We start from the raw sequence: 13,031 nt of genomic DNA, 5'->3' as shown, positions 1-13,031 counted from the left end.
TCCTTTAGTGGTCTTGCCCATACACGGAGTTCTTATGTCCGCTATCCGGCTATTCATTGCGCTATGGCTGTTGTCGGCCGTCAGCCTGGTGCGTGCGGAGCCTCTGGTTCTGCTTACTGAAAACCTGCCGCCGTTCAGCATGGCGGCCAGTGGTGGCAATTTTGCCAAAGATGCTGATGTGCAGGGCATCAGCAGTGACACGGTGCGTGCGCTGTGCAGTAAGGCGCAGCAGGAGTGTCAGCTGATTCTGCGTTTTCCCTGGGACCGCCTGTATAAGCAGACCCTCGATAGCAAAGGCTATGGCCTGTTCTCCACCATCCGTACGCCGGAGCGTGAGGCGCTGTTCAAGTGGGTAGGGCCGATTGCAGTCAGCGATTGGGTGCTGCTGGCCAAGGCCGATAGCACGATTACCCTCGATAGCCTGGATCAGGCGGGTGCCTACAAGATCGGTGGTTACCGCAATGATGCGATTTCGCAGTTCCTGATCGACCGCGGCGTGACGGTGCAAACCAGCCTGCAGGACAAGGAAAACCTCAACAAGCTGGAAAAGGGGTTGATCGACCTGTGGGCCACTGATGATGTGGGCGGGCGTTATATGGCCAAGCAGTCGAGCCTGGGAGCACTGAAGGTGGTGCACCGTTTCAACAGTGCCGATCTCTATCTGGCGCTAAACAGGGAAACCCCGGACGAGCTGGTGCAGAAGTTGCAAAAAGCCCTTGATGATATGCGCGCTCAAGGTGAGCTTGGCACGATCAAGAACGGTTACCTGTAAGCACAGCGTGGCCCATGCCAGCGGCCACCCCAGGCTGGGCTAAGTCTGCAGTGCTGAGTATGCTTGCATGCTCAGCCCAACTATTGATGTGAGACATCATGCTTAAACAATTGCTAGTCGCCCTTGCCGGCACTCTTATGGTGCTCGCGGGCAGTGCCCGGGCCGAAGTTGACCCGAATTACCGCGTGGTGCTGCTGACCGAGAACTTCCCGCCGTACAACATGGCGATCAACGGCAAGAACTTTGCCCAGGAAGACAACATTGACGGTATTGCCGTGGACATCATCCGCGAGATGTTCAAGCGCGCCGGCATCCAATACAACATGACCCTGCGCTTCCCCTGGGACCGCATCTACAAGCTGGCGCTGGAAAAGCCGGGTTACGGGGTGTTCGTCACTGCGCGCCTGCCCGAGCGTGAGGCGCTGTTCAAATGGGTTGGCCCGATCGGTCCGGACGACTGGGTGCTGCTCGGCAAGGCCGACAGCAGCATTACCCTGAACAGCCTGGACGAAGCCAAACAGTACAAGGTCGGCGCCTACAAGGGCGATGCGATTGCCGAGCATCTGCTGGAGAAAGGCCTGGAGCCGATCACCGCGCTGCGTGACACGGAAAATGCCAGAAAGCTAATGGCTGGGCAGATTGACCTGTGGGCCACTGGTGACCCTGCAGGTCGTTACCTGGCCAAACAGGAAGGTATCTCCGGGCTGAAGACCATCCTGCGTTTCGATAGCGCCGAGTTGTACCTGGCGCTGAACAAGGATGTGCCGGATGAGGTTGTACAGAAGCTGCAAGCCGAGCTGGACAAGATGCGCAGTGAAGGCTTTGTCGACGACATCCTCAACAACTACCTGTAAACCGCAGGCAGTCGTAACACGCAAGACCAGCGAGCTGGCCACAAGCCGGCTTGCGACCATGGATGGTTGACGCCGCGTACCATACGTCGCCGGGTACCTGCCCGAGCAAGGATGCCGCTAGCCATAATCACAATTCATGCGAGCGGAATGACCTATGTTGAAAACCCTGAAAGCCGGCCTGTTGTTCGGGCTTGTTCTGAGTGCCTGTGCAGCCCGTGCAGAGCTGCCAGCCGATTACAAAGTGGTGTTGCTGACGGAGAACTTCCCGCCGTTCAACATGGCGGTGGATGACAAAAACTTTGCCCGTGACGACGGTATCGACGGCATCAGTGCCGAGATCGTGCGGGCGATGTTCAAGCGTGCCGGCATCAACTACACCCTGACTCTGCGTTTCCCTTGGGATCGCCTGTATCGCCTTACCCTGGACAAGCCAAACTACGGTCTGTTTTCCACCACGTTCACGCCCGAGCGCCAGCCGCTGTTCAAGTGGGTGGGGCCGTTGGCGAAAACCGGTTGGGTGCTGTTGGCTGCACCGGGTAATAACCTGAGCGTCGCCAACCTCAAGGACGCCGCGCAGTATCAGATCGGTGCCTACAAGAACGACGCGGTCAGTCAGCATCTGGAAAGCCAGGGCCTGACACCAACCAATGCCCTGCGCGACCAGGAAAACATCAAGAAGCTGCTCAGCGGCAAGATCGACCTGTGGGCTACCACTGATCCGGTGGGGCGCTATCTGGCCAAGCAGGAGGGTGTCAGTGGTCTGAATACCGCGCTGCGTTTTAATGAGGCCGAGTTGTACCTGGCGCTGAACAAGGACACCCCGGATGAGGTGGTGCAGCGTTTGCAGAAGGCGCTGGATGAACTGCGCGCTGAAGGCTTTATCGACGAGATGACCAATAACTACCTGTAGCTTCAGGCGTTATTAAAAAGCCCGGCCTTGAGTGATCAAGGTCGGGCTTTTTCTTGCTGCAGTTTTACCGGTATGCCTGCACCTGCAGGCGCATCCCTAGTCGCCGCGGGTAACGCTTAGGCCTTTGAGCAGGTTGAGGGCCTGGCTCAGTTGGTAGTCATCATCCTGTGGGCGTGCCGGCGCAGTGACTTTGCCCTTGCTTGGCTTGTCGGCACCGCCGTTGCCATTGCCCAGGTGACCTTGCAGGTCGGCTTCCTTGATACCGCTTTCATCCTGTTCGCGGGTCAGTTTGGCACGCGCCACTTCGATGTCCGGAACGATGCCTTGGGCCTGGATCGAGCGGCCGTTGGGGGTGAAATACAGCGCGGTGGTGAGTTTCAGCGCGCGGTCGTTATTCAGCGGCAGCACGGTTTGCACCGAGCCTTTGCCGAAGCTGTCGGTGCCCATCAGTACGCCACGTTTATGGTCTTGCAGAGCACCTGCGACAATTTCCGACGCCGAGGCGCTGCCGCCGTTGATCAGCACCACCAGCGGTACACCTTCGCTGGCGTCGGCCGGGTCGGCATTGAAACGCAGCTCGGAATTGGCGATACGCCCCTCGGTGTAGACGATCAGGCCTTTCTTGAGGAAGTGGTCAGTCACTTCCACCGCTGCCTGCAGCACGCCGCCTGGGTTATTGCGCAGGTCGAGCACAATGCCGCGCAGCTTCTTGCCGTTGTCCTTGCGCAGCTTGGCCAGGGCCTTGCCCACCTCCTCGCCGCTGTTGACCTGGAACTGGGTGATGCGGATATAGCCGTAACCATCATCCAGCAGCTGGCTCTTCACGCTCTTGACCTTGATCACGGCGCGGGTCAGTTCGATGTCGAAGGGCTTGCCGCCTTCGCGCACCAGGGTCAGTTCGATGTCGCTGCCAGCTTTGCCGCGCATCTTCTCCACGGCTTCCATCAACGACAGGCCCTTAGTGGGCTGACCGTCGATCTTGACGATCAGGTCGCCTGGCTGGATGCCCGCTGCAGACGCCGGGGTGTCATCAATCGGCGAGACCACCTTGAGGAAACCGTCCTCGGTGCCCAGTTCAAGGCCTAACCCGCCGAACTCGCCGCTGGTGCTTTCCTGCAGGTCACGAAAGGCTTCCGGTTCCAGATACGCTGAGTGCGGATCGAGGTTGCTGAGCATGCCCTTGATCGCGTTTTCCAGCAGGGTCTTGTCGCTGACCGGCTCGACATAGGCGGATTTGATGCGATCCATCACCTCGGCAAAGGTGCGCAGGTCATCCAGCGGCAGGGGCGCGCTGTCGCTGGCCGTGGCAGGTAATTCAGCTGGTGCGGCCAGGGCGACCGTGCTGCCCAGCAGGGACATTGCCAGTGCTAGAGCGGTGAGGCGAAACAGATGCGGCATGTCGAACTTACTCCAGTCCTGAATCGGTAATAGCAGCACTTATCCTTGTGCGCGGCACCATTGCGCGGGGTCGATCGGGCGGCCCTGCTGGCGAATTGCAAAATACAGTGCAGGGGTGTCCTGGCCGCCGCTGGTGCCAACGGTGGCAATCGCTTCGCCCGCCTTGACCACGTCGCCGGCATCCTTGAGCAGGCTCTGGTTATGCCCATAGAGGCTCAGGTAGCCGTTGCCATGGTCGAGAATGACCAGAAGCCCGGCGCCGCGCAACCAGTCGGCGAACACCACGCGGCCACCGTGTACCGCATGTACCTGGCTACCGGCAGCCGCGCCGATCAGCACGCCATCCCATTTGGTGCGTGCGTCACCGCCACGCGGGGTGCCGTAGCGTGCCACCAGACGACCGTTGACCGGCCAGGGCAATTGCCCGCGGGCTTTGGCGAATGGGCCGCCGAAGCTGGCGCCGGCACTGACCAATGGACCGCTGTTGTTCGCTTTGGTGCCGCTGCGCGGCTGTTCGCGCTCGGCCAGCAGGGCTTGCTGGCGCGCCGCTTCAGCTTCGCGAGCCTGGCGGGCGAGGGTTTCCTCGATGGTTTTCAGCACGCGGGCCAGGTTGGCCTGTTCCTGCTCGCGGGCCTTGAGCTTCTGGTCGCGGGCGGAAAATTCCTTGTTCAGCTTGGCCAATGCCAGCTGACGCTCTTTGCGCACACTGGCGAGTTGCTCGCGACGGCCATCCAGGGCGCTTTTCTGCTCCAGCAGCTGGTTCTGCTGGTTGGCGATGTCGATTTCGACATTGGCCAGTTGCCGCAGGGTTTCGTTGAAGGTGGCCAGCTGCTCCATGCGCGCTTCGCTGAGGTAGTCGTAGTAGGTCAGGGTGCGCGAGAATTTTTCCGGGTTCTGCTGGTTGAGCAGCAGCTTGACGTACTCCTGGCGGCCGCTCTGATAAGCAGCGCGGGCCTGGATGCCGATCAGGCGTTGTTGTTCAAGGCGCGCGCCCTCGAGTTTTTTTTTCTCACCATCGAGCCGCTGGATCTCGTCTTCGCTCTTTTTCAGGTCCTGCTGCAAACCTTTGACCTGCTTCTCCAGCTGGCCCATTTCGCTTTCGGTCTTTTTCAGCGCCTGTTGCACGCCGGATTTCTCCTGCTGCAGCTTTTCCAGCAGTTGTTTCAGCTCGGCGACGTCAGCGCGCGCGGCATCCAGTTGCTTCTGCGCATCGGCCTTCTCGTCGGCGATCGCAGGCGTGAGCAGGAGGGTCAGGAAAACAAGGGCGAGGGCACGAAACATGGGGCGGGCAGCACCTGAATTAAGAACCTGCCTAGTATGCCTAAAAAATGGCCGGGAGCCATTTTTAACGTCGCACAGCGACGGCCCGCAGGGGGCCGCCATGGATGGCGTGGCTATAAAAAATGGCCGGGAGCCATTTTAACGTTGTGTATGTAGCGGCCCGCAGGCCAGGCCTTGCGCCTGGCTGCGGACAGTTGCTCAGTTGAGCTCGACGATGCTGGTGCCGGTCATTTCCGCCGGCACCGGCAGGCCCATCAGGGTCAGCAGGGTCGGGGCCACGTCGGCGAGCACACCGCCGGCACGGATGGTCGCCGGGCGCTTGCCAACATAGATGAACGGCACCGGCTCGCAGGTGTGCGCGGTGTGCGCCTGGCCGGTGCTTTCATCTGCCATCTGCTCGACGTTGCCGTGGTCGGCGGTGATCAGCGCTTCGCCGCCAACTTTTTCCAGCGCGGCAACGATACGGCCGACGCAGCTGTCCAGGCATTCCACCGCCGCCACAGCAGCGGAAAACACGCCGGTATGGCCGACCATGTCGCCGTTGGCGTAGTTGACGACGATCAAGTCGTAACGCTGGTTTTCGATGGCGTCGACGATCTTGTCGGTGACTTCCGGTGCGCTCATCTGCGGCTGCAGGTCGTAGGTGGCGACATTCGGTGACGGAATCAGGATGCGTTCTTCGCCCGCAAAGGGCTCTTCACGGCCACCGGAGAAGAAGAAAGTGACGTGGGCGTATTTTTCGGTTTCGGCGATGCGCAGCTGGGTCTTGCCGTTGTTCGCCAGGTACTCGCCAAGCACGTTGGTCAGGGCTTCCGGCTTGTAGGCGCTGGGCGTGGGGATGCTCGCGGCGTACTGGGTGAGCATGACGAAACCGGCCAGTTGCGGCACGCGCTTGCGCTCGAACTCCTTGAAGCCCGGCTCGACAAAAGCGCGGGTCAGTTCGCGGGCGCGGTCGGCGCGGAAGTTCATAAACACTACGGCGTCGCCGTCTTCCATGCGAACCGGCTCGCCGATGGTGGTGGCCTTGACGAACTCGTCGCTCTCACCCCGTGCATAGGCGGCTTCCAGGCCTTGCACTGCGCTAGCTGCGCTGAACTGACCGTAGCCGTCGACCAGCAGTTCATAGGCCTGTTCGACACGTTCCCAGCGGTTGTCGCGGTCCATGGCGAAGTAACGGCCGCTGAGGCTGGCGATACGACCCTTGCCGAGTTTGGCGAAGGTGGCGTCGAGTAGCTCGATGGACGGCTGGGCGCTCTTGGGTGGGGTGTCGCGGCCGTCGAGGAAGGCGTGCAGGTAAATTTTTTCCGCGCCGCGCTGAGCGGCCAGTTCTGCCATGGCCACCAGATGGTCCTGATGGCTGTGCACGCCACCGTCGGAGAGCAGGCCCAGGATGTGCACGGCTTTGCCGGCGCTGACGGCGTTATCTACTGCCGATGTGATGGTTGGGTTGCTGAAGAACTCGCCATCGCGAATGGCTTTGGTCACCCGGGTGAAGTCCTGGTACACCACGCGGCCGGCGCCGAGGTTCATGTGGCCGACCTCGGAGTTGCCCATCTGCCCGTCCGGCAAACCGACATCCATGCCTGAGCCCGAGATCAAACCGTGCGGCTGGGTGGCGCGCAGGTGGTCATAGACCGGCGTGTTGGCGGCCATGATGGCGTTGGACTCGGGGCTGTCACTGTGGCCGAAGCCATCGAGGATGATCAGTACCAGGGGTTTGGGCGTGGCGCTCATAAAGCTGGCTCGCTCTGGGTCGATGGGCGGGAAACAAAGGAGGGGCATTTTACGGCCAAGTGCGGCAAACGTCACCGCCGGGCGGGGTTTGGCCGACCTGTGTGGCTGTGTATACTGGCCGGCATTTTACCGTCCCGGAACCGCACAATGCTTGCCAACTTGATTGAATTTGCCACTACCCACTATGTACTGAGTGGGTTGTTCGTGACGCTGCTGGCGCTGCTGATCTTCACCGAGACGCGCAAGGGCGGGCAGAGCCTGAGCACCCGCGAGCTGACGGCACTGGTCAACAGTGAGCAGGGCGTGGTGCTGGACATCCGCGGGCAGAAGGATTTTTCCGCTGGGCATATCGTCGGCGCGCTGAATATCCCGTTTGAAAAATTCGCCGCGCGCATGGTTGAGCTGGACAAGCACAAGGCCAAGACCATCATCGTGGTCGATGCCATGGGCCAGCACAGCGGCGGCATCTGCCGTGACCTGAAAAAGGCTGGTTTCACCGCCGCCAAACTGTCCGGCGGGATTGCCAGCTGGCGTGGCGACAACCTGCCGCTGGTGAAGTGAGATGCAACCTGTCGTCATCTATTCCAGTGACTGGTGCCCTTACTGCATCCGTGCCAAGCAACTGCTGACCCATAAAGGTGTGGCTTTCAACGAGATCAAGGTTGATGGCCAGCCGGATGTCCGTGCGGAAATGACCCGCAAGGCGGGGCGCACCTCGGTGCCGCAGATCTGGATCGGTGACCGCCACGTCGGCGGTTGCGATGACCTCTACGCCTTGGAGCGCGCCGGTAAGCTCGACGCGTTGCTCAAGGCTTAACCCCTGTTTATTCAGTACCTAACGAGAAGAAGGCTTTGCCATGACAGAACAAGCTAGCAACGGCGCCGCTCAGGGCGAACAGAACCCGCAATTCTCCCTGCAGCGTATCTATGTACGTGACCTGTCCTTCGAAGCGCCGAAGAGCCCGGAAATTTTCCGTCAGGAGTGGGCTCCTAGCGTTGCCATGGACCTCAACACCCGCCAGAAAGCCTTGGACGGTGATTTCCACGAAGTGGTGCTGACGATCTCCGTTACCGTGAAAACCGGCGAAGAAACCGCCTTTATCGCTGAAGTGCAGCAGGCCGGTATCTTCCTGATCAAGGGCCTGGATGCCGCGTCCATGAGTCACACCCTGGGTGCGTTCTGCCCGAACATCCTCTTCCCCTATGCCCGCGAAACCCTGGACAGCCTGGTGGTGCGTGGCTCGTTCCCGGCCCTGATGCTCGCTCCGGTGAACTTCGATGCCCTCTACGCGCAGGAGCTGCAGCGCATGCAGCAGGCCGCGCAGGCGGAAGTGGCGCACTGAGTTGCACGCCACTGAAAACTAAAAAAAGCGCCTGCGGGCGCTTTTTTATTACCTGTTGTTTTGCGCGTGTTCAGTCCATGGCGAAGTCGAGCTGGCGCCAGGCTTCATACACCACCACGGCGACGGCATTGGACAGGTTCAGGCTGCGATTGCCCGGGCGCATGGGCATGCGCAGGCGTTGAGCATCGGCGATCTGGTCTAGGATTTCCTGAGGCAGGCCGCGACTTTCTGGGCCAAAGAGCAGCATGTCACCCCGGCGAAACTGCATTTGTGCGTAGTTGTGGCTAGCCTTGGTAGTGAATGCCAGGATTCTGTCGCAGCCGGTTTGTGTTATACAGTCCGCCAACGATTGATGGCGTTTTAATGTCGCATATTCGTGATAGTCCAGTCCGGCGCGGCGTAAGCGCTTGTCATCCAGCTCGAAACCCAGGGGTTCGATCAGGTGCAGATGACAGCCGGTGTTTGCGCACAAGCGAATGATGTTGCCGGTATTCGGGGGGATTTCCGGCTGAAACAACACGACATGGAACATTGATCAGGCTCAGGGCTAGGACTCGGGCGCTATTCTACAGTGTGTCGCAGGCAGGTGTTGCCTGCGCTGCAATGGGTGGGGGAATGTGCAGTTGGCGTGGTTTGCGAAAAGAAAAATAAAAGCCGCCAATGGTTTGCTGGGTATCGAAACCAGCCCTGAAGGTATTGCCCTGGCGCGGGTGCTGCGTGAGCCGGGTCAGCCTCCGCGTCTGCTGGAGTGCCAGTTCCATGAGGCCGCCAGTGCCGAACAACCGGCGTTGCTCAAGCGCCTGGTTCATGAACTGGGCTTTACCGGCATGCCGGTCAATCTGCTGTTGCACCCCGCTACTTACCAGATGCTCCTGCTCGACAGCCCCGATGTACCGGCCACTGAGTTGCGCGATGCGATGCGCTGGCGGGTCAAGGAACTGATCAGTGAGCCGGTCGACAGCGTTGTCGTCGATGCCTTCAACCTGCCTGAGGATGCCTACCGTGGGCGTTCGCGCATGGCTTACTGCGCGGTCCTGAACAAGGCGCGGATGCTGGCCTGGAGCGCGATGTGCGATGAGGCCGGGCTGTGTCTGGGTAGTATCGACGTCACTGAAATGGCATTCCGCAACCTGGGCCTGTTGGCCGGCAGCGAAGGCATGAGCCTGGCGCTGCTGCGCCTGCGTTCCAGCGAAGGGCTGATTGCCGTGCAGCATGGCGCTGACCTGTATATGGCGCGGCGCATCGAACAGGGTCTGGAGCAGGCCGATCAGGAATTTTCGGCGATGACCCTGGAGATCCAGCGCTCCCTCGATTATTACGAGAGCCAGCTGGGCAAGGGTTATATCAACCGGCTGCTGTTGTTGCCGATGAAGCGCAATGGGGCGGCGGCCCTGCAGGCGCTGTCCAGCGGCCTGGCGGTCAAGCTGCAGGCGCTGGATCTGCGTGAACTGTTTCCGGGGCAGGCCAGCGCCGAGCTGTCCGAGCAGGAGCAGGCCTATTGCATGGGTGCCGTCGGTGCAGCCCTGCGGCAGGAGGCCGGCTGATGCAGAACCTCAACCTGTTCCAGGTCGAACGCACACAGCAAAGCGGGCCGCAGCGGGCACAGATGCTGCTGGGCCTGGGTGTCGTGCTGCTGCTGTGTCTGGCGCATGCGAGCTGGCAAGCCTGGCAGCTGCATCAGGGCGCGCAGCGTCTGGCTCAGGTGCAGGCACAGGCGCAGGAGGAAGAGGCCGCGCTGGCGACGGCGCGTGGCAGTTTTGTCGAGCCGAAGCTGGATGAGCGTTTGCCCGAAGAACTGACGGCCCGCGAACGGGATAACCGTGAATTACAGCGGCTGATTGCCTACCTGCAACTGCTCGGCAGTCAGCGCAGTGCGGGCTTTGTCGCCCCGCTGACGGCGCTGACCGAGCAGCACCCGCAAAGTGGCCTGTGGCTGAGCGGCATCAGCTTGCGTGAAGGCGGTCGGCAGATACGCCTGCAAGGGCGCAGCCAGGATCAGGAGCTGTTGCCGCAGTATCTGCAGCGTCTGGGGCAGAGTGCGGTCTTCAGTGGCCGTGAATTCGCCCGTTTCGACGTGCAGCGCGGTGATGATCAGTTGCTGCACTTCGACCTCTCGTCCCAGCTGAAAGATAAGGAGGCCGGCAATGAATAAGTGGTTGCAGCGCTGGCAGGGCATGGCCCCGCGCGAGCGCTGGCTGGCCTATGGCGTGGGTCTGGGCCTGCTCTTCGTGCTTTACGTGCTGCTGATCGGTGACCCGCTCAGCGTACGTCTGGCCAAGCAGCAGAGCAGCTGGCAACTGGCTGAGGCGCAGCGGCTGGAAGCGGCGAGCGCGCGGGAGGAACTCAAGCGGCGCGCCGCTGCTGATCCTAATCGACAATACCGCGACGCGTTGCTGGCGGCAGCGACCAGTCGCGACGCGCTGATCCTGCAGATTGATCAGCACACCGATGAGCTGGTGACGCCGCAGAAAATGCAGACGGTGTTGCAGGAGCTGTTGCGCAAACAGCCGCAACTTCGGGTACTGGGCATGAGCAGCTTCAGCGAGCCGGTGCAGCTGGCCAGTGCCGAGCCGGTTGCGGGCGCCACGGCGAGCGAGGAGAAACCCGCCCCAGCCGCTGTGACCCTCTACCGCCATGGCCTGGAATTGCAGCTGGAGGGCGGCTACTTCGACCTGCTGAGTTACCTGCAGGCGGTGAAGGCCAGTGGCTGGCAGCTGAACTGGGACAGCCTGGATTATCAGGTTGGTGAGGCGGGGCCGGGTAAGGCCAGCATCCGCCTGAAACTCTATACCTTGAGTCGGCATGCGGGGTGGGTCGGTGTCTAGAGTCCTGTTTCTCAGCCTGTTGCTCAGTGGCGCGGCACTGGCCGGCAATCCGGGCATCGATCCGACCCAGCCGCCCCGCGAATTGCAGCCTGCCGTTGCCGCCAGCGGCGACCGCCCGCTGGTGCTGCAGGCCATTGTGCGCGGTGCCCAGGGCAGCCGCGCAATCATTGCCGGGCAAAGCCTACGGGTCGGCGAGCGCTATGCCGATGCCCGGGTGCTGGCCATCCATGCGCAATCCGTATTGATCGAACGTCAGGGCCAGCAACAGCTGCTGCGCCTGGCTGAACCCGTTATGCAACCGAGCCGATGATGCCCATGATCAGATTTTTGCCCAGTGTCTGCCTGTTGAGCCTGAGCTGCCTGCTCGTGGCCTGCCAGACCTTCAAGGATGGCGACGCGCAACTTTATGAGCAAAGCAGCAAGTTGCTGGATGACAGCCTCAAGCAGGCCCAGGCCACGCCCAAGGTGATGCCGCCGCTGGCTGTGCAGGCGGCGTTGATCCCGCCGCTGGGCAGTGGTTTCAGCAGCGGCCCGCGTTTTGATGTGGCGGCCAAGGACATGCCGGCGCGTGACTTCTTCCTCAGCCTGATGGACGGTGCCGGGCAGAACCTGGTGGTGCATCCGGATGTCACCGGTACCATCACTTTCAGCCTGCGCCGGGTCACTCTCGATGAAGTGCTGGCGGCCGTACGTGACAGTTATGGCTATGACTTCCGCCGTACCAGCTACGGCTATCAGATCCTGCCTAACCAGGTGATCACCCGCAGCTACGACATCAACTACCTCAACCTGCAGCGCATCGGTCAGACCGATACTAGGGTCAGCTCCGGACAGGTGGAAAGCACCAACAACAATAATTCCGGCAACAACACCACCAGTAACACGGGGGCTGGCAACAGCAACACCGTGACCACGCTGAACGCCAGTCAGGTCAGCACCTCCAGCAATGTCGACTTCTGGAATGAAGTGCGCCAGGTGGTCGAAATGATCGTGGCCGGCGACAGCAACAGCAGCGTGATGATCAACCCGCAGGCCAGCCTGCTGGTGGTGCGCGCACACAGCGCTGCCCAGGAGAACGTCGCGCGGTTCCTTGAGCAGGCGCAGCTCAACCTGCAACGCCAGGTGATTCTGGAAACCAAGATTCTTGAGGTGCAGCTGTCCGATGGCTTCCAGGCCGGGATCAGCTGGGATCAGCTTGGCGGTGATGTCAGCAGTAACCTGGGTGGCGCCGCGCTGAGTGGCCCGACCGGCATCGACGGGGTATTTGGCATTGCCCTGACCTTGGGTGACTTCACCGGCCTGATCGAGCTGCTGGAAACCCAGGGCGAAGTGCGCGTGCTGTCCAGCCCGCGGATTTCCACGCTGAATAATCAGAAGGCGGTGATCAAGGTTGGCACTGACGAGTTCTTTGTCACCAATGTGTCGTCCACCGGCTCCACCGCCACCGTGGGTGGGGTTACTGAACCTACCCAGGACATCACCCTGACGCCGTTCTTCTCCGGTATCTCCCTGGATGTAACCCCGCAGATCGATCAGAACGACACCGTGACCCTGCATGTGCGGCCGACCGTCAGCCGTGTGCGTGACCAAAACAAGACCATCGCCCTGGGCCAGGACAATGTATTCAACCTGCCGCTGGCCCTGTCCACCACGCGTCAGTCCGACTCCATCGTGCGTGCCCGCAGTGGCCAGGTGGTGGTGATCGGTGGTCTGTTGCAGAACAACAACGAAAACACCGATGCGAGCATTCCCTGGGCTAGCACCCTGCCGATTGTCGGCAACCTGTTCAAGCAACAGCGCAAGGCGCTGCAGCAGAGCGAGCTGGTGATTCTCATGCGGCCGCAGGTGGTCAGTGATGAGGTCTGGCTGAACGAGCTGCGCAAGAGTGCACAAACTTTCAAGGAGCTGAGATAG

Annotated in this window: 15 protein-coding genes; 11 read left to right on the top strand and 4 right to left on the bottom strand. The window is 61.1% G+C overall.

Annotation, left to right across the window (positions count from 1 at the left end; genetic code table 11):
* Nucleotides 1-34: 34 nt before the first annotated feature.
* The 3 genes from ACOCLD_RS01370 (at nucleotide 35) to ACOCLD_RS01360 (ending at nucleotide 2,536) form a co-directional block, all read left to right on the top strand.
* Nucleotides 35-772, top strand: a complete 738-nt coding sequence (locus ACOCLD_RS01370) for a substrate-binding periplasmic protein (RefSeq protein ID WP_422910569.1) — start codon at nucleotides 35-37, stop codon at nucleotides 770-772.
* 98 nt (nucleotides 773-870) lie between these two features.
* Entirely contained in the window at nucleotides 871-1,626 is a 756-nt protein-coding gene (locus tag ACOCLD_RS01365; protein ID WP_422910568.1) for a substrate-binding periplasmic protein, read from the top strand.
* A 154-nt stretch (nucleotides 1,627-1,780) separates the two neighbouring features.
* Nucleotides 1,781-2,536: a substrate-binding periplasmic protein gene (locus ACOCLD_RS01360; protein WP_257779044.1), complete on the top strand. Its 756-nt coding sequence runs from the start codon at nucleotides 1,781-1,783 to the stop codon at nucleotides 2,534-2,536.
* A 96-nt stretch (nucleotides 2,537-2,632) separates the two neighbouring features.
* On the opposite strand, the gene ACOCLD_RS01355 is transcribed toward ACOCLD_RS01360, so the two are convergent.
* The 3 genes from ACOCLD_RS01355 to gpmI form a co-directional block, all read right to left on the bottom strand.
* A complete protein-coding gene (locus ACOCLD_RS01355; RefSeq protein ID WP_422910567.1) occupies nucleotides 2,633-3,934 on the bottom strand; it encodes a S41 family peptidase in 1,302 nt (433 codons plus the stop codon).
* Nucleotides 3,935-3,973: 39 nt separating this feature from the next.
* A complete protein-coding gene (locus ACOCLD_RS01350) occupies nucleotides 3,974-5,215 on the bottom strand; it encodes a murein hydrolase activator EnvC family protein (protein WP_422910566.1) in 1,242 nt (413 codons plus the stop codon).
* A 198-nt stretch (nucleotides 5,216-5,413) separates the two neighbouring features.
* Nucleotides 5,414-6,949 (bottom strand): 2,3-bisphosphoglycerate-independent phosphoglycerate mutase, encoded by a 1,536-nt coding sequence (gpmI, locus tag ACOCLD_RS01345; RefSeq protein WP_422910565.1) that lies wholly within the window; start codon nucleotides 6,947-6,949, stop codon nucleotides 5,414-5,416.
* Between the two features lie 147 nt (nucleotides 6,950-7,096).
* Here gpmI and ACOCLD_RS01340 point away from each other — a divergent pair, with 147 nt between their 5' ends.
* From ACOCLD_RS01340 to secB, 3 genes are read left to right on the top strand one after another with little or no spacing between them, the layout of a single operon-like run.
* Nucleotides 7,097-7,510: a rhodanese-like domain-containing protein gene (locus ACOCLD_RS01340; RefSeq protein ID WP_257779048.1), complete on the top strand. Its 414-nt coding sequence runs from the start codon at nucleotides 7,097-7,099 to the stop codon at nucleotides 7,508-7,510.
* Between the two features lies 1 nt (nucleotide 7,511).
* Entirely contained in the window at nucleotides 7,512-7,766 is a 255-nt protein-coding gene (gene grxC / locus ACOCLD_RS01335; RefSeq protein ID WP_392541305.1) for a glutaredoxin 3, read from the top strand.
* Between the two features lie 40 nt (nucleotides 7,767-7,806).
* Nucleotides 7,807-8,292, top strand: coding sequence for a protein-export chaperone SecB (gene secB, locus ACOCLD_RS01330; protein ID WP_257779050.1), 486 nt, complete (start codon nucleotides 7,807-7,809; stop codon nucleotides 8,290-8,292).
* 70 nt (nucleotides 8,293-8,362) lie between these two features.
* Here the strand turns inward: secB and trmL are convergent, their stop codons facing one another.
* Nucleotides 8,363-8,824, bottom strand: coding sequence for a tRNA (uridine(34)/cytosine(34)/5-carboxymethylaminomethyluridine(34)-2'-O)-methyltransferase TrmL (trmL, locus tag ACOCLD_RS01325; protein ID WP_422910564.1), 462 nt, complete (start codon nucleotides 8,822-8,824; stop codon nucleotides 8,363-8,365).
* A gap of 133 nt (nucleotides 8,825-8,957) precedes the next feature.
* On the opposite strand from trmL, the gene ACOCLD_RS01320 reads away from it, so the two are divergent.
* From ACOCLD_RS01320 to ACOCLD_RS01300, 5 genes are read left to right on the top strand one after another with little or no spacing between them, the layout of a single operon-like run.
* Nucleotides 8,958-9,836, top strand: coding sequence for an MSHA biogenesis protein MshI (locus tag ACOCLD_RS01320; protein WP_422910563.1), 879 nt, complete (start codon nucleotides 8,958-8,960; stop codon nucleotides 9,834-9,836).
* Entirely contained in the window at nucleotides 9,836-10,444 is a 609-nt protein-coding gene (locus ACOCLD_RS01315) for a PilN domain-containing protein (protein WP_422910562.1), read from the top strand. Before ACOCLD_RS01320 ends, ACOCLD_RS01315 begins: the two co-directional genes overlap by 1 nt.
* Complete coding sequence (gene gspM / locus ACOCLD_RS01310; protein WP_422910561.1) at nucleotides 10,437-11,117, top strand: type II secretion system protein GspM; 681 nt, start codon at nucleotides 10,437-10,439, stop codon at nucleotides 11,115-11,117. The genes ACOCLD_RS01315 and gspM overlap by 8 nt, the downstream gene beginning before the upstream one ends.
* Nucleotides 11,110-11,427 carry a Type II secretory pathway component gene (locus tag ACOCLD_RS01305; protein ID WP_233685455.1) on the top strand — a complete coding sequence of 106 codons (318 nt, stop codon included), beginning with the start codon at nucleotides 11,110-11,112 and terminating at the stop codon, nucleotides 11,425-11,427. Before gspM ends, ACOCLD_RS01305 begins: the two co-directional genes overlap by 8 nt.
* A gap of 5 nt (nucleotides 11,428-11,432) precedes the next feature.
* Entirely contained in the window at nucleotides 11,433-13,031 is a 1,599-nt protein-coding gene (locus ACOCLD_RS01300; protein ID WP_422910560.1) for a secretin N-terminal domain-containing protein, read from the top strand.

The sequence above is a fragment of the Pseudomonas cimarronensis genome (assembly GCF_049331905.1).
In the GTDB taxonomy this organism is placed as follows: domain Bacteria; phylum Pseudomonadota; class Gammaproteobacteria; order Pseudomonadales; family Pseudomonadaceae; genus Aquipseudomonas.
Note: the sequence above shows the minus strand (reverse complement) of the source record. Positions and strands in the feature narration are given on the sequence as shown.

Excerpts from the sequence above, each read along its gene's own strand:
- ACOCLD_RS01365 (WP_422910568.1), top strand. The coding sequence starts at position 871 with ATGCTTAAACAATTGCTAGTCGCCCTTGCCGGCACTCTTATGGTGCTC.
- ACOCLD_RS01315 (WP_422910562.1), top strand. The coding sequence starts at position 9,836 with ATGCAGAACCTCAACCTGTTCCAGGTCGAACGCACACAGCAAAGCGGG.
- gpmI (WP_422910565.1), bottom strand. The coding sequence starts at position 6,949 with ATGAGCGCCACGCCCAAACCCCTGGTACTGATCATCCTCGATGGCTTC.
- ACOCLD_RS01350 (WP_422910566.1), bottom strand. The coding sequence starts at position 5,215 with ATGTTTCGTGCCCTCGCCCTTGTTTTCCTGACCCTCCTGCTCACGCCT.
- gspM (WP_422910561.1), top strand. The coding sequence starts at position 10,437 with ATGAATAAGTGGTTGCAGCGCTGGCAGGGCATGGCCCCGCGCGAGCGC.
- ACOCLD_RS01355 (WP_422910567.1), bottom strand. The coding sequence starts at position 3,934 with ATGCCGCATCTGTTTCGCCTCACCGCTCTAGCACTGGCAATGTCCCTG.
- ACOCLD_RS01340 (WP_257779048.1), top strand. The coding sequence starts at position 7,097 with ATGCTTGCCAACTTGATTGAATTTGCCACTACCCACTATGTACTGAGT.
- ACOCLD_RS01300 (WP_422910560.1), top strand. The coding sequence starts at position 11,433 with ATGATCAGATTTTTGCCCAGTGTCTGCCTGTTGAGCCTGAGCTGCCTG.
- ACOCLD_RS01360 (WP_257779044.1), top strand. The coding sequence starts at position 1,781 with ATGTTGAAAACCCTGAAAGCCGGCCTGTTGTTCGGGCTTGTTCTGAGT.
- secB (WP_257779050.1), top strand. The coding sequence starts at position 7,807 with ATGACAGAACAAGCTAGCAACGGCGCCGCTCAGGGCGAACAGAACCCG.
- ACOCLD_RS01370 (WP_422910569.1), top strand. The coding sequence starts at position 35 with ATGTCCGCTATCCGGCTATTCATTGCGCTATGGCTGTTGTCGGCCGTC.
- trmL (WP_422910564.1), bottom strand. The coding sequence starts at position 8,824 with ATGTTCCATGTCGTGTTGTTTCAGCCGGAAATCCCCCCGAATACCGGC.
- grxC (WP_392541305.1), top strand. The coding sequence starts at position 7,512 with ATGCAACCTGTCGTCATCTATTCCAGTGACTGGTGCCCTTACTGCATC.